Annotated in this window: 17 protein-coding genes; 6 read left to right on the forward strand and 11 right to left on the reverse strand. The window is 60.0% G+C overall.

Going from position 1 to position 19,950, the window contains the following annotated elements; genetic code table 11:
- Position 1 precedes the first annotated feature (1 nt).
- The 3 genes from nusG (at position 2) to rplA (ending at position 1,912) form a co-directional block, all read left to right on the forward strand.
- Complete coding sequence (gene nusG, locus OIL77_07005) at positions 2–538, forward strand: transcription termination/antitermination protein NusG (GenBank protein ID HJI45146.1); 537 nt, start codon at positions 2–4, stop codon at positions 536–538.
- 120 nt (positions 539–658) lie between these two features.
- On the forward strand, positions 659–1,087 hold the full coding sequence (rplK, locus tag OIL77_07010; GenBank protein ID HJI45147.1) for a 50S ribosomal protein L11: 429 nt from the start codon (positions 659–661) through the stop codon (positions 1,085–1,087).
- Positions 1,088–1,204: 117 nt separating this feature from the next.
- A complete protein-coding gene (rplA, locus tag OIL77_07015) occupies positions 1,205–1,912 on the forward strand; it encodes a 50S ribosomal protein L1 (GenBank protein ID HJI45148.1) in 708 nt (235 codons plus the stop codon).
- Between the two features lie 125 nt (positions 1,913–2,037).
- On the opposite strand, the gene OIL77_07020 is transcribed toward rplA, so the two are convergent.
- From OIL77_07020 to OIL77_07065, 10 genes are all read right to left on the reverse strand, one after another.
- Positions 2,038–2,748, reverse strand: coding sequence for a metallophosphoesterase family protein (locus OIL77_07020; protein ID HJI45149.1), 711 nt, complete (start codon positions 2,746–2,748; stop codon positions 2,038–2,040).
- Positions 2,745–4,661, reverse strand: coding sequence for a BMP family ABC transporter substrate-binding protein (locus tag OIL77_07025; protein ID HJI45150.1), 1,917 nt, complete (start codon positions 4,659–4,661; stop codon positions 2,745–2,747). The genes OIL77_07020 and OIL77_07025 overlap by 4 nt, the downstream gene beginning before the upstream one ends.
- A 91-nt stretch (positions 4,662–4,752) precedes the next feature.
- On the reverse strand, positions 4,753–5,520 hold the full coding sequence (locus OIL77_07030; protein ID HJI45151.1) for a mechanosensitive ion channel family protein: 768 nt from the start codon (positions 5,518–5,520) through the stop codon (positions 4,753–4,755).
- 128 nt (positions 5,521–5,648) lie between these two features.
- The gene (locus tag OIL77_07035; GenBank protein HJI45152.1) at positions 5,649–7,676 is read right to left on the reverse strand and encodes a 5'-nucleotidase C-terminal domain-containing protein; all 2,028 of its coding nucleotides are present in this window, start codon (positions 7,674–7,676) and stop codon (positions 5,649–5,651) included.
- Positions 7,677–7,834: 158 nt separating this feature from the next.
- Entirely contained in the window at positions 7,835–8,629 is a 795-nt protein-coding gene (locus OIL77_07040) for an ATP-binding cassette domain-containing protein (GenBank protein HJI45153.1), read from the reverse strand.
- On the reverse strand, positions 8,622–9,545 hold the full coding sequence (locus tag OIL77_07045; GenBank protein HJI45154.1) for an ABC transporter permease: 924 nt from the start codon (positions 9,543–9,545) through the stop codon (positions 8,622–8,624). The genes OIL77_07040 and OIL77_07045 overlap by 8 nt, the downstream gene beginning before the upstream one ends.
- A 204-nt stretch (positions 9,546–9,749) precedes the next feature.
- Positions 9,750–10,730, reverse strand: a complete 981-nt coding sequence (locus OIL77_07050; protein HJI45155.1) for an ABC transporter substrate-binding protein — start codon at positions 10,728–10,730, stop codon at positions 9,750–9,752.
- A 160-nt stretch (positions 10,731–10,890) separates the two neighbouring features.
- Positions 10,891–11,676, reverse strand: a complete 786-nt coding sequence (locus OIL77_07055) for a hypothetical protein (GenBank protein HJI45156.1) — start codon at positions 11,674–11,676, stop codon at positions 10,891–10,893.
- A gap of 258 nt (positions 11,677–11,934) precedes the next feature.
- On the reverse strand, positions 11,935–13,338 hold the full coding sequence (gene asnS, locus OIL77_07060) for an asparagine--tRNA ligase (protein ID HJI45157.1): 1,404 nt from the start codon (positions 13,336–13,338) through the stop codon (positions 11,935–11,937).
- A gap of 181 nt (positions 13,339–13,519) precedes the next feature.
- Positions 13,520–14,083, reverse strand: coding sequence for a PTS glucose transporter subunit IIA (locus tag OIL77_07065; GenBank protein HJI45158.1), 564 nt, complete (start codon positions 14,081–14,083; stop codon positions 13,520–13,522).
- A gap of 243 nt (positions 14,084–14,326) precedes the next feature.
- Here OIL77_07065 and OIL77_07070 point away from each other — a divergent pair, with 243 nt between their 5' ends.
- From OIL77_07070 to OIL77_07080, 3 genes are all read left to right on the forward strand, one after another.
- On the forward strand, positions 14,327–15,226 hold the full coding sequence (locus tag OIL77_07070; GenBank protein ID HJI45159.1) for an alpha/beta hydrolase: 900 nt from the start codon (positions 14,327–14,329) through the stop codon (positions 15,224–15,226).
- A 422-nt stretch (positions 15,227–15,648) separates the two neighbouring features.
- Positions 15,649–18,060 carry a ferrous iron transport protein B gene (gene feoB, locus OIL77_07075; GenBank protein HJI45160.1) on the forward strand — a complete coding sequence of 804 codons (2,412 nt, stop codon included), beginning with the start codon at positions 15,649–15,651 and terminating at the stop codon, positions 18,058–18,060.
- Between the two features lie 120 nt (positions 18,061–18,180).
- Positions 18,181–19,377, forward strand: coding sequence for an MFS transporter (locus tag OIL77_07080; GenBank protein HJI45161.1), 1,197 nt, complete (start codon positions 18,181–18,183; stop codon positions 19,375–19,377).
- Between the two features lie 213 nt (positions 19,378–19,590).
- Here the strand turns inward: OIL77_07080 and OIL77_07085 are convergent, their stop codons facing one another.
- Positions 19,591–19,947 carry a hypothetical protein gene (locus tag OIL77_07085; GenBank protein HJI45162.1) on the reverse strand — a complete coding sequence of 119 codons (357 nt, stop codon included), beginning with the start codon at positions 19,945–19,947 and terminating at the stop codon, positions 19,591–19,593.
- Between the last annotated feature and the right edge of the window lie 3 nt (positions 19,948–19,950).

The following is a 19,950-nucleotide window of genomic DNA, read 5'->3' on the forward strand; positions in this document are numbered from 1 at the left end:
CATGTCTAAGCGTTGGTACGTCGTTCACACTTACTCCGGATACGAGAACCGCGTAAAGTCCGATCTCGAGCATCGTATCGAGACCATGGGCATGCAGGACCGTATCTTTGATATCGAGATTCCTATGGAGCGCGTCACCGAGATCAAAGAGGGTGGCAAGCGCGAGACCAAGGATTCCAAGATCTTCCCGGGTTATGTCTTGGTCCGCATGGAGATGGATGACGATGCTTGGACGTGTGTTCGCAACACGCCCGGCGTCACCGGTTTCCTAGGCGGCAACGGTAAGCCCGCTCCGCTTTCCCGTGACGAGTACAACAAGATGACTCGTCGTCCCGGTAAGGGCGATTCGCCCAAGCGCACCTCGGTTGATATTCAGGTCGGCACGTCCGTCCGTGTCACCGATGGCCCGCTTACCGACTTTGATGGCAAGGTCTCCGAGGTTAATACCGAGGCTGGCAAGCTCAAGGTCACGCTGATGATCTTTGGCCGCGAGACGCCGGTCGAGCTCGACTTTAACCAGGTCGCTGTCATCGCTTAAGTTTTCGTCCGTTCGCGCGAGCGTGCTTCTTCTGTGACTGCTCATCTCAGGAGTGCTTCTAACACGTGCGTGCTTACGATATAGCAAGTACTTCACACTCGTGATTCGAAAGGAATGACCATGGCTGAGAAGAAGGTTGCCAACGTCATTAAGCTCCAGATTCCTGCTGGTGCAGCTAACCCCGCTCCTCCCGTCGGCCCCGCCCTGGGCGCTGCTGGCGTGAACATCATGCAGTTCTGCCAGGCCTTTAACGCCGAGACGCAGGACAAGAAGGGCGACATCATCCCCGTTGAGATCTCTGTCTACGAGGATAAGTCCTTCTCCTTCATCACCAAGACCCCGCCGGCGGCTCACCTCATCAAGAAGGAGCTGAACCTCAAGTCTGGTTCCGCTAAGCCCCAGGCCGACAAGGTTGGTCAGCTCTCCCAGGAGCAGCTCACCAAGATCGCCGAGATCAAGATGCCGGACCTCAATGCCAACGACATTGACGCCGCCAAGAAGATCATCGCCGGTACCGCCCGTTCCATGGGCGTCACCATCGCTGAGTAGCGATTTCTTATGGTAACGACGGGTGCTCCGACCGGGGCGCCCGTTAAATGTGTGCAATAGGGCACACGATACGATGTGGGAGGGCTCACGCCCGTTTAACCACAGGAGGTAATGCACATGGCTAAGCATGGTAAGAGCTATAACGCCGCTGCCGAGAAGATCGACCGCGCCACGCTCTACACCCCCCTTCAGGCTGCCAAGCTCATCAAGGAGCTCGACACCGCCAAGTTCGACGAGACCGTCGAGGCCCACTTCCGTCTGGGCATCGATACTCGTAAGGCTGACCAGAACATCCGTGGTTCCATCTCCCTGCCTCACGGCACCGGCAAGACCGTTCGTGTTGCCGTCTTCGCCGAGGGTGAGAAGGCCCGCGAGGCCGAGGCTGCCGGCGCCGACATCATCGGTTCCGACGAGCTCGTCGCCCAGATCCAGAAGGGCGAGATCAACTTCGACGCCGCTATCGCTACGCCGAACATGATGGCCAAGGTTGGCCGCATCGGTAAGATCCTTGGTCCCCGTGGCCTCATGCCGAACCCCAAGCTCGGCACCGTGACCATGGACGTCGCCAAGATGGTCTCCGAGCTCAAGGCTGGCCGCGTTGAGTACCGCGCCGACCGCTACGGCATCTGCCACGTGCCCCTGGGCAAGAAGTCCTTCTCTGAGCAGCAGCTCGTCGAGAACTACGCTGCCCTGTACACCGAGATTCTGCGCGTCAAGCCCTCTTCTGCTAAGGGCAAGTACGTCAAGTCCATCTCCGTGTCTTCCACCATGGGCCCTGGCGTCAAGGTCGATCCCGCTGTCCAGCGTGACTTCCTGGCTGAGTAACTGCTAGTTACTGCCTGAGTACAGCAAGCATTGCTAAAGAAACCCGGTTCTGCCTTGTGCAGGACCGGGTTTCTTGCTATCGCGTCAAAACCACCATAAAGGGGACAGTGTCCCCTTTATGGTGGTTACCAGGGTGTTCTGGCTGTTGAAGACTCGATGGCTTCGTGGCGTTTGAGCTCGCGGCGCATGGTTTGTGAGTTGAGCCAAGCTGCTTGCCAGCCGCGGATGGGGTAGTGCGTCTGGTCGAGCTCAAACTGCGTATAGCCGCAGGCGTTGATGATCGTCGTTCCACACACATGCTGACGCTCGCGCTGAAAATCGCAACCGTAGCTTTGGTGCACATGCCCGTGCACCATGTAGTCGGGATTCCAGGATTCGAGTGCTGTGTTAAAACACTCGAATCCTCGATGCGGCAGATCGTCCAGATCACCCATACCGGCGGCGGGTGCATGGGTAAGCAGAATGTCGCACCCGCCGACCATCCTAACCTTACGCGACAGCTTACGCATGCGCTTGGACATCTCGCGTTCGGTGTACATGTTGGCGCCGTCGCGATAACGCATGGACCCGCCAAGGCCCGCAATGCGAATCCCTCGGTACGTGTACACGCTGTCCTCTACGCAGATACATCCACCCGGTGCATGACGTGCGTAGCGGTCATCGTGATTGCCGCGCACGTAGATGAGCGGTTTGTTGATGACCGTAACCAAAAACTCAAGATAGTCCGGGTCCAGATCGCCGGCGGACAAAATCAGGTCGACGCCCTCAAAGCGTTCCTTGCGAAAGCACTCCCAAAGGCATCGTTCTTCGGTATCGGCTATGGCAAGGATTTTCATAGGGCAGGGACTTTCGGCTCATCGTCGAGCTGCGGAATGGTGCCTACCACGTTATCCGCCAGCCAATTCATCTCGACAATCTGCGTGCTCGGCAGCGGAGGGAAGCCTTCGATCTGTACCACGCCGTTCTGACTGTGGAGCTCGCCGCCAAAGGGGTTGATGGATCCCTCGACAATGCCGTTGCGGAGCAACTGCACGAGTTTGCGCGTCTGGTAGGGTAGGCCCGGAGCGTAACGGATGTCGATAACGCCGGAGCTCATGCCGTACCAGTAGTTGACGGCGCGCACTTGGTTGTCATCGCTGGTCTCGTCCCACGTGCCGTGCAGAAGGCTGCGAACGATGAGCTCGTAGTAACGGCCCCAGTTCCATACCGGCATGGCGATGCCGGTAACCTTGCCATCGACCAGGCGGTGGAGTCCGTAGGCCGTAGGGTCTTCGAGCGACTTTGACATGTCAGCGCCGGTCATGACGCTCACGCCTTCGCGGCACATGGCCTCGGCGAGACCGCCGGCGGGCACATCGCCCCAGGTGAGGATAATTTGCGCGCGGGGGTCGAGCAGCGAGGCACCGATGGCAAAGGCATTGATCTCGCTGAGCGCGCCGGATGCGAAGACCGACGCGTGGTAGCCGATGCGATGGTTGTCCGCCATGCTGGCGGCAAGGGCGCCCAGGAGGAACTTGGCCTCGTACATCTTGCCAAAGTACGAACGGACGCTTTGGTGGGGAAGGCCGATAGAGCAGTTAAGGAACCGAACCTGGGGATACTCAACGGCAGCTCTGAGCGTGTATTCCATCAGGCGGTGCGAGGTCGAGAAGATGACGTTGTCTCCATGTTTGACAGCCGTTTCCACGGCGGCGTAGAACACGTCCGGATCGTGACAGTCTTCGAACGCCTCGGTGCGCACGATACCGTCAAAGTGCTCATCGAGATACTGACGTCCTTGGTCGTGCAGACTGTCCCAGCTCGACGCCGCACAGGGGAACTCATGGATAAAGGCGATACGCAGGGGGTTGGCCGCCGAATAGACAGTCTTGCCCATAAAGAAGTTGAGCATGCCGGAGGTGGACTTGGCGGGCGACTCCTCCTCATCGACGCTCGGCGCTTCGACAAGATCGACCTTGTCCTCGTCGTTTTTGCCGGCAATGACCAGCTCGCGCCAAATCTTGCACAGGCGGTTTACGACGATATCCGTCGGCGTATCCAGCAGGCGGTCCTGGTTGTACACATTGAGGTAGACGAGCATGGCGTCGGCGGGCGTAATGTCCAGGTGGTCGCCGCCTGCGCGAAGGTAGGCGCGCTTAAAGAGCAGGAAGGTGTGGCGCAGGTAGTCGACCTTTTTCTGCGGCCATTTTTCGATAAGGTTCCGACCGAGCATCTTGGCGAGCGTCTCGTAGCTCCCCTCACGCGAGAACTCGATTTCGTATAGGGGGCAGACGCGCCAAAACGCGCAGAATTCACCGTACAGGCGGCTTTCGACGGAATCCCATGTGCCGGGGTAGAGACGGGTGACCCTGGCCGAAACCGTTGGAGCGTCCAGGAATTTGAGGACACTGACGCGTTTGTTGCCTTCCTGGACATAGAACCGATGCATGAACTCGGTGACGATGATGGGATCGCGATAGCCTTCGGTTACCTGGATGTCGTAGAGGTTGGACCACTTGCGGGCGAACTCAGTGTTAAACGGCAGCAGGGGCATAAAGTTGCATGAAAAGGCGGACTGACGGCCTTTGGTGACTGTGCCGACGACCATTTCGAGCGGAATATCCCTTAGGCCGACATTCTCTCGCTGACCTAAGGGGAGCTGGGCAACGAGGCTGTCGAGGTCCGTAAGGTACGGGTGCTCGCTTTGGCTGATGGCGCGACGGCGTCCCTGCTCGCCGCGCTTGCGTGCTTGACGATAGGCCTCTTCCATGATGTTGCTCCCTTAGTCGTTTAAACAACTATATGAACCATGGTACCACGAATGAAAACCACCACAAAGGTGCCTGTCCCTTTTTGGCGGGTTAGGCGATGATGGGGGCGATGGCACGGATGCAGGCGTCGGCTGCCGTGAAAGTAGTGCTGTCGTCGCTGACGATAAAGATGATCTTTCCTTTGATGCCAAAGTCGCCGATTTCGCTAAAGAGTACGTAGGGCTCCTTGTCAAAGCCCGAGATGGGAAGCACGGCGGCCTTGGTGGCGCTGGTCAGGTCGTCTGCCAGCACGTCAAGGGAAGCCCACTTGGACGTGTCCTTTACGGCAACGGGCACGGCCACGCGCCCAAAGGGCATCAAATGCACGAGTGTGTTCTTGGAAATGTTGGAGTTGGGCACAATGATGGTCTGTCCACAGGCATCCTCAATCGTTGTATGGCGCCAAGTGATGTCTTGGACCACGCCGGATACGCCGCCGACCTCGATATTGTCGCCGGGCTTGATGATGCCCATAAAGGTCACCTGCATGCCGCCGATAAGGTTTGACAGCGTGTCCTGAAAGCCGAGCGAAATGGCGATGCCGCCGACGCCAAGAGCGGCAACGAGGGCGTTTGCGTTAATGCCAAAGCAGTTGTCGAGGATAAAGCTGCCGCCGATCATCCAGATGACGGCGCGCGCGATGTTGATGAAGATACTCGATGCCGGAAGCGGGTTATCGTCTCGGTTAAGCAGATGGTTCAGGGTCTTGGATACGACCTTGGCGGCGACGGCGGTGCCTATCGCCAAGATGACGGCCCAGATGATGTTGTGGACCCACCGTTGCTCAAAGAAATGAAGAATCGGCTCAAACAATTCCATGTAGGGAAACCTCCTCATGATCATCCAACCATGATACCCACCAAGAAGCCCGTCCGATCAAATTCGTACGGGCTTCTGTGCTCGATATAAGGTTTATGCGGCGGGGCTGCAAGGCCCGGCGGTGTAGCTTAGCGTCGACGCTTCCAGATAATGCCGAGAATGATGACGATGATGCCGCCGATAAGGCACGTGCCAACTACTGCCAGCGTGCGGTCTCCCGTTGCGGCGAGCTTGCCGGTCGTCTTCTTGGTGATGACCTTCGTGGTCGTCGCGTCCGTCTTAGGCGAGGGCTCAGGCGTCGGGGCCGGTGTGGGCGTGGGGTCCACGGCAGCGGAGCCAAAGCTGATGGTGCCGGCGAGTCCGGCCATCTTGCTCTCCCAGCCGTTTTGCCCAATCAGCGCCCTCAGCGCCGCCTCACACGTGCCCCACTCGGTGCGCTTGGTGGCGTGTGCGAAGGTGGGGAAGTCGGTCGTGTTGGTAATGATGTAGTTGTTGGTGGCGACGGTATAGGTCTTGGTGGGATCGAGCGTGCTGCCGTCCTTGGCGAGTGTGGCACTCACAATGCGCTTGCCTTCGGGCTGCGTCCAATCAATCGTCACGTTGATGCCGCCAAAGGAGAGAACGCTGCCAGAGTCATCGCGCCACTTGTACTTGTCTTGCGCTTCCTGCTCGGTATGGCCGGCTGCCACGTAGGCTTGCTGAAGCTCATAACTGTGATTGCACTCGTCGCTGATCTGCAGCGAATGCTCGAGCGCTGCGAGGAAGTCCGCACCGGTCATGGTCCAGGTCTCCACGGTGTTGCCGTAGGGCGAGATAGCGATGACGTTGCCTGCGGTCACATCGCCTGCAGCGATGCCGCCGCGGATGCCACCCGCGTTCTCGATGGCAAGGTCTGCGCCCGTCAGGTCAAGATAGGAGCCGCAGATCACATGGCCGATGGTCTGGGCCTTGGTGGTGTCGCCCTCCTTGCTGGGGCGGAAATCGGTGGTGCGCACCATTTCCCAACCATGCGTGCCTGCGGCGTCCTCGCCGTAGAAATAGTTGGTGGTGGATGTGCCGAGCACCTTGTTCGATTCGTTTTCAAAGGCCTCGTCGAGCGGCTTGATCTTGTTGCGGACGGCTTCAAGGCGGCTTTGGTAGTCGGAGCCCTTGTCGGGGTCTGCCAAAAGGTCGTTGACGTTCTTGGCGGTGTAGAGCTTCTCGTCACTGCCGTCTGCAGGGACCGTGACCGTGTCATCGTCGGTCGTCTCGGTGCCATTCGTGTCGTACTTGTACGGAATGGAAAGCAGCCCCACCTCGGCAAAGGCGCTGCCCGCTTCGACGACGCGGACCGACTTGCCGTCAGCCCCCGTCACGTTTTCGTCTAAGTTGATGTGCTCGTGGCGCGCGACCAGTGCATCGACCCCAACGAGCTTTGCAGCAAAGGTCTTGGCGTTGAGCGTGTGCGCGATACAGACGACAACGTTGCAGCCCTCTGTCTCGCGCAGTCGCTTGGCCTCGGCATTGATGGCGTTCGCGGCACTCGAGAAGCTGGTGCCCGCGACCAGGTCCGCGCGCAGCGAGGAACCTAGCGACTCATCCATGGCTCCGACGCCGCCGACCTTGATTTTGTAGTCGAATGTGGAGTGATCCTCGCTATCCTCCCAGGTGCGATCGAGCGTCTTCGTGATGCTCGAGCTCCATGCGCCGTTCGAGGACGTTGCATTCGCGCAGAGCATGGCGAAGGGCGTGCCGGTGGTGCTGTAGCCGGTCATGGTGCGGAGTTTGTCCGCGCCGTAGCTCCAGTCGTGGTTGCCTGGCGTGGTTGCGTCGTAGCCGTCGGCGTAGAAGGTGTCCATGAGCTCGGCGATGCTCTTGCCCTCGCTCATGGTGGCGAAGGACTGTCCGTGGAAGGTGTCGCCCGCATCGAGTAAAAGATCGGGGGCGCTGCTTTGGGCGCTATAGAGAACCGCCAGTCCGTCAAAGCCCACAGTGCCGGTGCCCTTGCTTGCGTTGTAGCTGTACTTGTAGCTGCCGTGGATATCGTTGGTGTGCATGACGGCCACGGAGCCGTCAATAGCGGCGGGCAGGTTTCCCGCGAAAGCGAGGCTTGGGATGCCTGCGAGCGCGCCGGCAAACAACGCGGCGGCCAACGCAAAGCGGGGGAGTCTTTTCATGGCAGTTTCCTTAGTCCTTAGCCAGAATGTCTGGTTGAATATCGGATTATCGACATAATATGCGAAAACCGCCGCAAGGGCCTCTGTCCCTTTGCGGCGGTTTTGGCGTTTGCGCAGATAAAACCTACCAAAATAAACCTGTCCCTTTTTGGCAGGTTTTAGCTCAGCAGCATGCGGTCGTTGGCGAGCTCGCCGCCCGAGACCTCCTCGAACTTCTGCAGTAGGTCGGCGACGGTAAGCGACTTCTTTTCATCGCCCGCCACGTCGTAGATCACGTGGCCCTCGTGCATCATGATCAGACGGTTGCCCAGACGGATGGCGTCGTTCATGTTGTGCGTGACCATGAGCGTGGTCAGGTGGTTCTCGTCGACAATCTCCTCGGTCAGGTTGAGCACCTTAGAGGCCGTCTTGGGGTCGAGGGCCGCGGTGTGCTCGTCGAGCAGCAGCAGGCGCGGCCTGGTGAGCGTGGCCATCAGCAGGGTGAGTGCCTGGCGCTGGCCGCCCGAGAGCAGGCCGACCTTGGCGTTGAGACGCGTGTCCAGACCAAGGTCCAGGCGCTTGAGCAGCTCAACGTACTCATCTTTCTCGGCCTTGGTGACGCCCCACGAAAGGCCGCGACGCTGGCCGCGACGCTTGGCGAGGGCCAGGTTCTCGGCGATCTGCATGTCGGCAGCGGTACCGCGCATGGGGTCCTGAAACACGCGGCCCAGGTACTTGGCGCGCTGCGACTCGCTCAGGCGCGAGATGTCGGTGCCGTCGAGCTCAATAACGCCCGAATCGAGCGGGTACACGCCGGCGATCATGTTGAGCAGCGTGGACTTGCCGGCGCCGTTGCCGCCGATCACGGTTACAAAGTCGCCGTCATTCAGGGTGAGGTCGACGCCGGTGAGCGCGCGCTTCTCGGTGACGGTGCCCTTGTTAAAGGTCTTCTTGACGTGCGAGAGCTTAAGCATCTGCCTCATCCCCCTTCGTGTAGGAGCTGCGGAGCTTATAGCGCTCCCAAACCACGGGTACGCACAGGGCCACGGCGACGATCACGGCGGAGAGCAACTTCATGTCGTTGGCGTCCATGCCCAATTGCAGCACGATGGCGCGGATAAGGAAGTAGACCACGGAGCCAAAGACGGCGGAGGCAAGACGGACGCTAAACTGCGTGAGGCCACCGGGCAGCAGGCGACCGAGCACCTCGCCGATGACGATGGCTGCAAGACCGATAACGATGGCGCCGGTGCCCATACCAATGTCGGCGTACTTCTGGCTCTGGCAGATGAGTGCACCCGAAAGGCCAATGAGGGCGTTGGAGAGCACGAGGGCGATCATTTTGGTGGTGTTGGTGTTAACGCCCAGGGCGCGGATCATGTACTCGTTGTTGCCGGTGGCACGCAACGCCGAGCCGATCTCGGTGCCAAAGAACCAGTACAGGATGGCGACGATGGCCACGGCCAGCACAATGCCTAGGATAATGGCAACAGTGGACTGCGGCAGGCCCGTCATGTTGCTGACGGATGAGAAGATAGTGCCCTTGGCAAGGATGGGCGTGTTGGACTTGCCCATGATGCGCAGGTTGATGGACCACAGACTGATCTGCGTAAGGATTCCGGCGAGGATTGCGGGAATCTCAAAGACGGTGGTCAAGATGCCCGTGACGGCGCCCGCGATGGCGCCGGCGCACATGCCGGCCAGCACGGCGAGCAAGGGGTCGACGTTATTGTTGACGATGAGTACGGCGCAGACACAGCCGCCGAGGGCAAAGCTGCCGTCGCAGGTCATATCGGGGATGTCGAGCAGGCGGAACGTGATAAACACGCCAAGCACCATAATGCCCCAGAGGACGCCCTGCGAAACGGCGCCCTGCAATGCAATGAGCATGCTTCATACCTCCTAGGATAGGGTGGACACGTGATTTTCCATAATAGCGGTACCAATGCATAAAAGAGCTGCGGACGGATGTTTTGTCTCATCCGAAACAAGCAGGGCGAACGCCGGTCTTTAGCGTTCGCCCCAAGGACTCAGATATTGAATAACGCGGCTGTGGCGCGCGTGCGGGCCCTAGACGCGTTACCGCGCATGGCGCTACTCGTCCAGAGCGGAAAGGTCGATACCCAGGGCCTCGGCCATCTCGTCGTTCTTGACGACGACCAGGTCCTTGCTCGAGAGGTGCTTGATCGGCATATCCTCGGGCTTGGCCTCGCCCTTCAGGATCTTAACGGCCATCTCGCCCGCGGCGTAGCCCAGGTCCTTATAGTTGATGGAGAGGGTGAACAGGCCGCCGGCCATGCACATACCCTCCTCGCCGGTCACGAAGGGGAGCTTATTCTCCTTGCAGATCTGGCCGACCTGCGAAGCGCCCGCGGCGATGGTGTTGTCAGTGGGGGAGTACAGCGCGTCGACCTTGCCCACGGCAGACTCGACGACGGACTGAATCTCGTTGGAGCTCGAGACGGTGAAGTCAGTGTACTCGAGGCCCAGCTTGTCGAGCTCCTTCTTGGCGGCCTTGATCTGGACGTCGGAGTTGGACTCGGCGGTGCAGTAGAGCAGGCCGACCTTTTTAACGTCGGGCAGGACCTTCTGCATCATCTCGAGCTGCTCGGCGACCGGGGTGAGGTCGGAAGCACCCGTGACGTTGGTGCCGGGCTTGTCGTTGTCCTGGACCAGGCCGGAGGCGGCGTAGTCGGTGATGGCACAGCCCACGATGGGGATATCGGCCGTGGCGCCGGCGGCAGCCTGCGCGGCGGGCGTGGCGATGGCATAAATCAGGTTGACGTTGTCGCCCACAAACTTGTCGGCAATGGACTTACACGTGGACTGGTCGTTCTGGGCGTTCTTCTGGTCGATCTTGACCTTAAGGCCGCTCTTCTTGATGGCCTTGACGAAGCCGTCGTTGGCGGCATCGAGCGCGGAGTGCTCGGTGAGCTGCAGAACGCCGATGGTGTAGTCGGAACCGGCGGCAGCAGAGCCGGAACCAGAGTTGCCGCCGCATCCGGCGAGCGGGGCGAGCGCGAGCAGGCCGGCGGAGACCAGAAGGCTCCTGCGGCTGATGGTGATGTCCTTCATATCATTACCCCCAGTATAAAAATGGCTGGAAACACTGCACTGGGACAAAGTGCAAGTGGGACTATAGTAGCGCTGATGTCCATTTTTACAACAGCCTGGCGGGTTTTTTAATACAGAATCGGATGGGCGGTACGGGTAGTCGAATGGGCGGCGGAGGGTCTTATGCGGCGGAGGAGGCGTCGTCCTCGTCCAGGGCGGCGAAGAGCTTCTTGCCGTCGAGCAGGCGCGTGCTGACGTTTCTCATTCGGCCAATCTCTACAGTACGCAACGTGTCATCGGCGCCTCGGGCGTCGTAGACCGTTCCCAGCAAATACGAGATGCCATCGCGCTGCCTGATGGCAAAGGGACGGAGTGTCATCCGTGCTGCTTCGGTTTCGCCGCGTGTCGTGACGCTCGAAATATCAAAACTCACCGTGGTTCCGTGGTCGATGGCCTGCTCGACGAGCTCGCACGTGTCGATGCGCTTGATGGGCGTGCGTGTTGCCTTGGTAGCCTTGCTGCCTGCGCTTGGAGCGGGTTCGGGTGTATCGAGGTAGCCGCGAACGTCGGCGCTCGCCATGGCAACTAAGTGCTGCGCCATGCTCTTGCGGATAGCGATAGGCGTGGAGCGGTTGCGCATGACCATACCGTGGAGCCGGATGATCTCTTCATCGGTGAGCGGGCGGGTAAGAAGTTTGTAGCCCACGCCGCGTTTGTATTCAATTTCGTATCCGGCATGGCGAAGCGCGGAGATGGCGGTGTAGATGCTGCGCCGCGCCGCCGAGATGGGCATGCGGGCGGGGTCGTCGGGATGGGCGAGGCGCCGGATCAGCTCATCGGAAAGCATGGCCTTGTCTTCGCCGGTGTTTTCGCTCAAGAGCTGCAGGATACGAACGGCGCGATAGGCTGCCATCGAGGCGGCGCCCCTCGTCGTGGTGTCGTAGGTTTCAACAGCGGCTTCGGTCATGGTGCCCACGTCCTTTCCGTTTTGGGTGGCGACGGTATGGAGCCTAGGACGCGGGGCTTTCCCAGGGGCGCAGGGCGCTCTGGGCGGTCGGTAGTCGTCGGCAAACGGCGGGTCGAGTTTTCAACAGCCCTGCTCAACTGACCAAAAACTTGCCAAAAGCTTGACGGATGCTGTTGAAAAAAGCGTCTCTCGACCGATGTCGAGAGACGCTTGTGCGATGAGCGTTGGCGTGTGGCGACGCGAGCTAGCGTTCGACGATTAGAAGTCGGCGTTGCCCACGGTGCGCGGGTGCGGCAGGACGTCGCGGATGTTGCCCACGCCGGTCAGATACATGACCAAGCGCTCGAAGCCCAGACCGTAGCCGGCGTGCTTGCAGGAACCGTAGCGGCGCAGGTCAAGGTAGTACTTGTACTGCTCGGGATTCATACCCAGGTCCTTGATGCGGGCCTCGAGCAGATCCAGGCGCTCCTCGCGCTGGGAGCCACCGATGATCTCGCCGATGCCCGGCACCAGGCAGTCGGCGGCGGCGACGGTCTTGCCGTCCTCGTTCATGCGCATGTAGAACGCCTTGATCTCGGCCGGGTAGTCGGTCACGAAGGTCGGGCGCTTAAAGTGCTCCTCGGTCAGGAAACGCTCGTGCTCGGTTTGCAGGTCGATGCCCCAGCTCACGGGATAGTCAAACTTGTGACCGGCGGCGACGGCCTGCTCCAGGATCTCGACGGCCTCGGTGTAGGTAACGCGGGCAAAGTCGGAGTTGGCGACATGGTCCAGGCGCTCGAGCAGACCCTTGTCCACAAACTTGTTGAGCATATTGAGCTCGTCGGGGCAGGTTGCCATGACGTCCTTAAGGACGTACTTGAGCATGGCCTCGGCGTTATCCATGTAGTCGTTAAGGTCGGCAAAGGCCATCTCGGGCTCGATCATCCAAAACTCGGCGGCGTGGCGCGTGGTGTTGGAGTTCTCGGCACGGAAGGTGGGGCCAAAGGTGTACACGTCGCCAAAGGCCATGGCAAAGTTCTCGGCATTGAGCTGGCCGGACACGGTGAGGCTTGCATGCTTGCCAAAGAAGTCCTGGCTCCAGTCGACCTCGCCGGACTCGGTGAGGGGCGGATTTTTGGGGTCGAGCGTGGTCACGCGGAACATCTCGCCGGCGCCCTCGCAGTCACTCGTGGTGATGATGGGGGTGTTGACGTAGACAAAGCCCTGCTCCTGGAAGAAGCGGTGGATGGCGGCAGCCGCGACAGAGCGGATGCGGAACACGGCGCGGAACAGGTTGGTGCGCGGACGCAGGTGCTGCTGGGTGCGCAGGAACTCGACGGTTGCGCGCTTCTTCTGCAGCGGGTAATCCGGGGCGCTGACGCCCTCGACCTCGATGGAGGTGGCAGAAAGCTCGAAAGGCTGGGGCGCATCGGGGGTCAGCTTGACGGTGCCGGTGCAAATGAGTGCGGCCGAGACGTTTTGATGGGCGATCTCGTCGTAGTTGTCGAGTGCCTCGCGGTTCATGACGACCTGCAGGTCGCGGAAGCAGCTGCCGTCGTTGAGCGTAACAAAGCCAAAGTTCTTCATGTCGCGGACGGACTTGACCCAGCCGGCGACGGTGACGGTCTGGCCGCCGAGCGACTCGGCATCGGCATAGAGCTGCGCGATTTTGGTGCGGTTCACGTATCCTCCCATAACGGTTGAATGATAGTTATCCATACAGTTCGATATTTTAGCAGCTCGGCTCATTTGGGCTATACAGATAAGGCATTGGCGGGATGGTTTTTCAAACGAAAAGCGCCCGCGGCCAAATGGTCGTGGGCGCTTGACGAGGTGCCTTTTGGCTGTGTGGCGTGGGGCCTGGCTACTTGGTCTTGGCAACCAGCAGCGGGTCGCCAAGCTTGACGAGCGGGTTGCCGCCGATAAGCGTTCCAGACTCGCCGACATGGTCGATGCTCTTAAGACGATCGAGCTCGGAGACGATGACGGTCACGATGTCCTCGTGACCAGCGGCCTTAATGGCCTCGCGGTCGAAGCTGATGAGCGGCTGGCCTGCCTTGACCACATCGCCCATCTCGACAAAGCGGGCAAAACCCTTGCCGTTCATTTCCACGGTGCCCAGGCCAACATGGATGAACACGCGCAGACCGTCCTCGGTGATCATGCCGATGGAGTGGTTGGTGACAGTGGTGGCACCGATGCGGCCGTTGGCGGGCGCATAGATGGTGCCGGTAATGGGCTCGATGCCATAGCCCTGGCCAAGCATGCCCGAGGCGATCGTCTCGTCGGGAACCTCGTTCAGGTTGACGAGCACGCCGTTGACGGGGGCATAGATGACGCCTTCGCGGGTAGCGAAGCTTGCTGCGGGCGGAACGGACGCCTCGCCGGTCGAGGTGAAGGTGGACTTAAGCGAATCGAGCAGACCCATAGTTGCCTCCAACTTAAATAGGCGCATATCGCGCGTTTGGTTTGCCGGAAACGTTTCACATGTGTTTCGCGGCTTGGTCAACGCCCCTATTCTACGCTGCTCAACGATACCTCTGAACTGGGATTATGTGATATATCAGTTGAAGGGAAACTTATTGCCGGAGTGTTTCTGCGCCACGGGTTCAAGTGGGGTACGCTTGAAGGCGAAAAATAAGGGCGCATAATTTGCGCGAAGGGAGCACATATGATTGTCGAGAACCATGCGCTGTGGGGCGAGGAGCCGACCGAGGATTATCCGGCGACGTTTACGTATTTGGGTGCCGAGCCGTTGCCCGATAAACCGAATGGCCGCCGCCCCGCGGTGATTATCTGTGGCGGAGGTGCGTTTACGCATATCGCTCCGCATGAGCAGGATCCTGTGGCGTTTGCGTTTTTGGATCACGGTTACCAGGCCTTTGTGCTCAACTATGTCACGAGTTCTACGGGTGACGTGAGCTTTCCGCATCCCCAGGCAGATCTTGCCAAGATGGTCGCCACGGTGCGCGCCAACGCCGACGAGTGGCATGTCGATCCTAAGCGCGTGTGCGTCGTGGGCTTTTCTGCTGGCGGCATGATTTGCGCCTCGCTGGCAACACAGTGGAAGACCGGCCCCTTTGCGGCACTTGCCGGGGCGCGTCCGGACGACATTCGTCCCGATGCCGTGGTGCTGGGCTATCCATTGCTCGACTTTGCCTATGTGCGCGACATGCAGACGCGCGATCCGCGCATTGACTTGCGTGTGCCCAAGACGGGTGGCAAGACGGGGCGCGATTTGCTCAACGACTACCTGTCGATGGTGACGGGCGGCGAGGCAACTGACGAGCATCTGGCCGACATCTGCCCCACCACGCATGTTTCGCGTCAGATGCCACCGACCTTTGTGTGGGGCGTGTCCGACGACAAGACGGCGCCGATCGCGCAGGTCTACCCGTTTGCGCAGCGCATGGCCGAGGAGGGCGTTGCATGCGAGATGCACGTCTTCGACCAGGGTGGTCATGGCCTTTCGCTCGGCAACGCCAACACCGCGGTCGACAACGAGGACAAGCAGGTTTCCGTCCGTCCCTGGATCCGCCTGGCCTTCCGCTTCCTCGAGCGCCATCTGTAAGAGTCCCGGCATCCAAGCTCTTCAATAACTTGCGGTGAAATAGCTCCGATCTGGGGCATCAACCAGCCCATCCAGGAACTATTCCACCGCAACTTCGTTTTTGATGCCCCGCCCGGAAACTGCGTCCCAGTTTTGCCTTTCAAGGTGGGACGCAGTTTCCCATAGGGCCTCGACTGGGAAAGCGCGTCCCGTTTCGAGCGGGGATTCTGGGATGCATTTTCCGTAAGAGGCCTGTTAGGGAAACCATATCCCGTTTCGAGCCAGAATTCTGGGATGTAGTTTCCCCGAGAGGCCTCATCGGGAAACTATGGCCCTGAACTCTCCTGCCTGTCCCCATCGCACCGATCTGTCGATTGAACGTCGTTGTGTGTTCGCGCTATCATGCATGGTTACAATTGGTTAGCCATGGCAAACGGTTAGCCATGGTGAACATAAATACAACGCCCTGTGGGCGCCGGGGGAGGAACACGGACGTGAAGCTCGATACACTCGAGATTGGAAAGGACGCCGTTGTCGCATCGGTGGCATCGGACGATCAGGCACTCCGACAGCATATTTTGGACATGGGTCTAACGCCGGGCACCGAAGTCACCATGATGAAGTACGCCCCCATGGGTGACCCGCTCGAGATCCGCCTGCGTGGCTACGAGTTAACACTGCGTAAGGACGATGCCGCACGCATCGAGCTCGTGGGTATTCACGACACCGATACGGGTCCGCGCGCTAACGCCGCAATCGGCACGACGGAGCATCCGGCCCTGGGCGAGGGGACGTATTCGCCCCGTGCGGCAAAGACGGCCGTGCCAGAGGGCGCGCCGCTGCACTTTGCCCTCGCCGGCAACCAAAACTGCGGCAAGACCACGTTATTCAACCAGCTGACGGGCTCCAACCAGCATGTCGGTAACTTTCCCGGCGTGACGGTCGACCGCAAAGATGGCACCATCCGTAACCATCCCGAGGCGAGCGTTACCGACCTGCCCGGCATTTACTCCCTGTCGCCGTACACAGGCGAGGAGGTCGTGAGCCGTCAGTTCATCCTCGACGAGCGTCCGGACGCCATCATCGACATCATTGACGCCACCAACATCGAGCGCAACCTGTACCTGACACTGCAGCTCATGGAGCTTGACCGTCCTATGGTCATCGCGCTCAACATGATGGACGAGGTGACCGCCAACGGCGGCGCCGTGGACGTCAACTTGCTCGAGAGCCTGTTGGGCGTGCCCGTTGTCCCCATTAGCGCTGCCCGCAACGAGGGCATCGGCGAGCTGGTGGACCACGCCCTGCACGTGGCGCGGTTCCGCGAGCGCCCTGGTCGCCTGGACTTTTGCGCGCCCGACGGTCCGGACGGCGGTGCGCTGCATCGCTGCATCCACGGTATTGCTAACCTGATCGAGGACCATGCCGTGACGGCGCACATCCCGGTGCGCTTTGCGGCGACCAAGCTGGTCGAGGGCGATGAGCTGGTAACCGAGGCGCTTCACCTGGATCGCAATGAGCTCGACGCTATCGAGCACATCATTACCCAGATGGAGGGCGAGGCCGGCACCGACCGCCTGTCCGCGCTGGCCGATATGCGTTTTAGCTTTATCGGCGACGTGTGCGGGCGTTGCGTCGTTAAGCCGCACGAGAGCCGCGAGCACGTGCGCTCCGTCAAGATCGACCGCATCCTGACGGGTCGTTACACAGCCATTCCGGCGTTCCTGGTGATCATGGGTCTCGTTTTTTGGCTGACGTTTGGCGTGATCGGCGCGGCGTTACAGGGACTTATGGAGGACGGCATCGCTGCCATCATCGCCTCGGCCGATGCGGGCCTCAAGGCATTCGGAACCAACGACGTGGTGCGCTCGCTGGCTGTCGACGGCGTGCTGACGGGCGTGGGCAGCGTGCTGACCTTCCTGCCGATTATCGTCGTGCTCTTCTTGTTCCTCTCCATTCTGGAAGACTCCGGCTACATGGCGCGCGTGGCCTTTGTCATGGATAAGGTATTGCGTCGCTTTGGCCTGTCGGGCCGCAGCTTCGTGCCCATGCTCGTCGGTTTTGGCTGCACCGTGCCGGCTATCATGTCGACCCGTACGCTTCCATCCGAGCACGACCGCAAGATGACGGTCATGCTCACGCCGTTTATGAGCTGTTCGGCCAAGTTGCCGGTCTACGGTCTGCTGTGCGGGGCGTTTTTCCCGCAGGCGACAGTTCCCGCCATGGTCTCGCTCTATCTGATCGGCATTGCGGTCGGTTGCATCGCGGCTTTGGTGCTTAACCGCACGGCATTTAAGGGCGACCCGGTGCCGTTTATCATGGAGCTTCCCAACTACCGCCTGCCGAGCGTCAAGACGACGGTGATGCTGGCATGGGATAAGGCCAAGGACTTTATTACCAAGGCCTTTACCATTATCTTTGCCGCTACGGTGGTCATCTGGTTCCTGCAGACGTTCGATATCCGCTTTAACGTGGTCGCCGATCAGTCGCAGAGCCTACTTGCCGGTCTGGGTAGCATTATCGCACCGGCGCTGACGCCGCTTGGGTTTGGCGACTGGCGTGCATCCACGGCGCTCGTCACCGGACTTATCGCCAAGGAGAGCGTCATCTCGACCCTTACCGTGCTTTTGGGTGCAACCTCGCCCGCGGCACTGTTGACCATGTTTTCGCCGTTTACCGCCTACGTGTTTCTGGTCTTTACGCTGCTGTACCCGCCCTGCGTGGCGGCAATCGGCGCCGTCAAGAGTGAGCTGGGCGCGCGCTATGCCGTTGCCGTGTTCGCGTTTCAGGTGACGGTCGCCTGGATCGTGGCGTTTGTCGTGCATTCGGCGGGCATATTGCTGGGGTTGGCTTAGTTATTTATTGACGGCGCAACCTCTGTGTATTGAGTTGATTGCGGCCCCGCATCTGTACTGACGGATGCGGGGCCGTTGCTATATAATCGCCTCCGCTCAAAATGATTGGAGACGTTATATATGAGTCAGGCAAGGCAAGATGGCATCACGCTCAAGCAGTGGCTCCCGCTTATCGGGCTCACCTGCTGCGCGTTCGTGTTCAACACGTCGGAGTTCATGCCCATCGGTCTGCTGACCGACATCGCCGCATCGTTTTCGCTCACCGAGGCCCAAGCTGGCATCATGATCTCGGTCTATGCCTGGGGCGTCATGCTGCTGTCGTTGCCGCTCATGGTGTTCGCTTCGCGCTTTGAGTTCAAGCGGATGCTGCTCGGCGTGCTTGCCGTGTTCTCGCTGGGCCAGTTCCTGTCCGCCGTGGCGCCGACCTATCCCATTCTGGTCTGCGCACGCCTGGTGGTTGCCTGCGCGCACGCCGTGTTCTGGTCGGTCGCCTCGATCATGGCGTCGCGTCTGGTTGACACGCGCCATGGGGCGCTCGCCATCAGCATGATCGCCACGGGCTCTTCCATCGCACAGATCTTCGGCCTGCCGCTCGGCCGCGCCATTGGCCTGGCCGTGGGCTGGCGTATGACGTTTGCCGTGGTTGGGGCCCTCTCTGCCGCTGCGGTGGTGTACCAGGCCACGGTGTTCCCCACCATGCCGGCGGGCGAGCGTTTTACGCTCAAGCAGCTGCCCGAGCTGCTCAAGAGCCCGTTCCTCATCGCTCTCTACGCCGTTACGGTGTTCATGGCGACCGGCTATTACGCGGGCTATAGCTATATCGAGCCTTTCCTGGCCCAGGTCGCGCATGTCGACGCAAGCGCTATCACTATGACGTTGACGGCGTTCGGCTGCTCCGGCCTGGTGGGCAGTTGGCTGTTCGGCCGCCTGTTCGACGGGCACCGTTTTCCGTTCCTTGCGATCACGCTCTCCGGAGTGCCGGTCGCCTTGCTGCTTATGGGATCTGTCGCGTCATCGCTCGCGGCGGTGCTTGCCGTCTGCGCGCTATGGGGCTGCTGCTCCACGGCCTTTAACGTGGCGTTTCAGGCCGAGCTCATCAAGTACACGCCGGTGGATTCGTCGGCCGTCGCCATGTCGATTTTCTCGGGCCTGTTTAACCTCGGTATTGGCACGGGTACCGCGATCGGCGGAGCCGTGGTTTCGGGTCCCGGTATCGCCTTGATCGGCTACGCGGGCGGTGCGATCGCTGCCGTGGGCGTCATCCTCGCTATCACGGTGATGTTCCCGGCCATTCGTCGCGCAAAGCCTGTCGCCTAACCACGTCCCCTCATCAGTTGCGGTGAAATACGGACTGCTGGGCCCAATAAACCCGGCAAACAGTCCGCATTTCACCGCAACTTAGAAAGGGACTGGGGTAGCTAATTTGGGACGGGGCTTTTTTAGCTACCTCGCTGAGCATACGTAAAAGAGGCCGAGGCCGCTCCGGTGTGTGCTGGAGTGGCCTCGGTTTTGTGTCTGCGTATGATCGACCTAGAGCTCGTCTTGGGGGACGACAGCCGTAAGTTGCTCGTTCTCAAATACCGCAGCAAGTCCGTGTTCGGGGTCAAAGCGATAGTTGCACATGAGCGCTGCTTTGCGAGCATCATCGCTCCGAAGTACCACGATACTGGTCGGAATAACGTATCTAAAGATGTTTGTAATGGGGCCCTCGATCTGATCGCCGTCTCTTTCGAGACAATAATCTTCGATCGCTTCCTTGCTGTCCTCAACGGTATCCCAGCTTGCAAGCAGGGCGCCCTTTGCTTCCTTTTGAATGTCGAGGACGCCTTGGTCCGAGTCACACTCGTAATAGACGGGGAGCGAGAAATCCCTGCCCCACAGATTCATGCC

The organism is Coriobacteriaceae bacterium (genome assembly GCA_025993015.1).
Lineage (GTDB): Bacteria > Actinomycetota > Coriobacteriia > Coriobacteriales > Coriobacteriaceae > Collinsella.

Bases quoted from the DNA above. Each gene is read 5' to 3' on its own strand.
- OIL77_07055 (HJI45156.1), bottom strand. From the start codon at position 11,676: ATGACCGAAGCCGCTGTTGAAACCTACGACACCACGACGAGGGGCGCC.
- OIL77_07070 (HJI45159.1), top strand. From the start codon at position 14,327: ATGATTGTCGAGAACCATGCGCTGTGGGGCGAGGAGCCGACCGAGGAT.
- OIL77_07085 (HJI45162.1), bottom strand. From the start codon at position 19,947: ATGAATCTGTGGGGCAGGGATTTCTCGCTCCCCGTCTATTACGAGTGT.
- feoB (HJI45160.1), top strand. From the start codon at position 15,649: ATGGTGAACATAAATACAACGCCCTGTGGGCGCCGGGGGAGGAACACG.
- OIL77_07040 (HJI45153.1), bottom strand. From the start codon at position 8,629: ATGCTTAAGCTCTCGCACGTCAAGAAGACCTTTAACAAGGGCACCGTC.
- OIL77_07030 (HJI45151.1), bottom strand. From the start codon at position 5,520: ATGGAATTGTTTGAGCCGATTCTTCATTTCTTTGAGCAACGGTGGGTC.
- nusG (HJI45146.1), top strand. From the start codon at position 2: ATGTCTAAGCGTTGGTACGTCGTTCACACTTACTCCGGATACGAGAAC.
- OIL77_07020 (HJI45149.1), bottom strand. From the start codon at position 2,748: ATGAAAATCCTTGCCATAGCCGATACCGAAGAACGATGCCTTTGGGAG.
- rplK (HJI45147.1), top strand. From the start codon at position 659: ATGGCTGAGAAGAAGGTTGCCAACGTCATTAAGCTCCAGATTCCTGCT.
- rplA (HJI45148.1), top strand. From the start codon at position 1,205: ATGGCTAAGCATGGTAAGAGCTATAACGCCGCTGCCGAGAAGATCGAC.
- OIL77_07050 (HJI45155.1), bottom strand. From the start codon at position 10,730: ATGAAGGACATCACCATCAGCCGCAGGAGCCTTCTGGTCTCCGCCGGC.
- OIL77_07045 (HJI45154.1), bottom strand. From the start codon at position 9,545: ATGCTCATTGCATTGCAGGGCGCCGTTTCGCAGGGCGTCCTCTGGGGC.
- OIL77_07080 (HJI45161.1), top strand. From the start codon at position 18,181: ATGAGTCAGGCAAGGCAAGATGGCATCACGCTCAAGCAGTGGCTCCCG.
- OIL77_07035 (HJI45152.1), bottom strand. From the start codon at position 7,676: ATGAAAAGACTCCCCCGCTTTGCGTTGGCCGCCGCGTTGTTTGCCGGC.
- OIL77_07065 (HJI45158.1), bottom strand. From the start codon at position 14,083: ATGGGTCTGCTCGATTCGCTTAAGTCCACCTTCACCTCGACCGGCGAG.
- OIL77_07025 (HJI45150.1), bottom strand. From the start codon at position 4,661: ATGGAAGAGGCCTATCGTCAAGCACGCAAGCGCGGCGAGCAGGGACGC.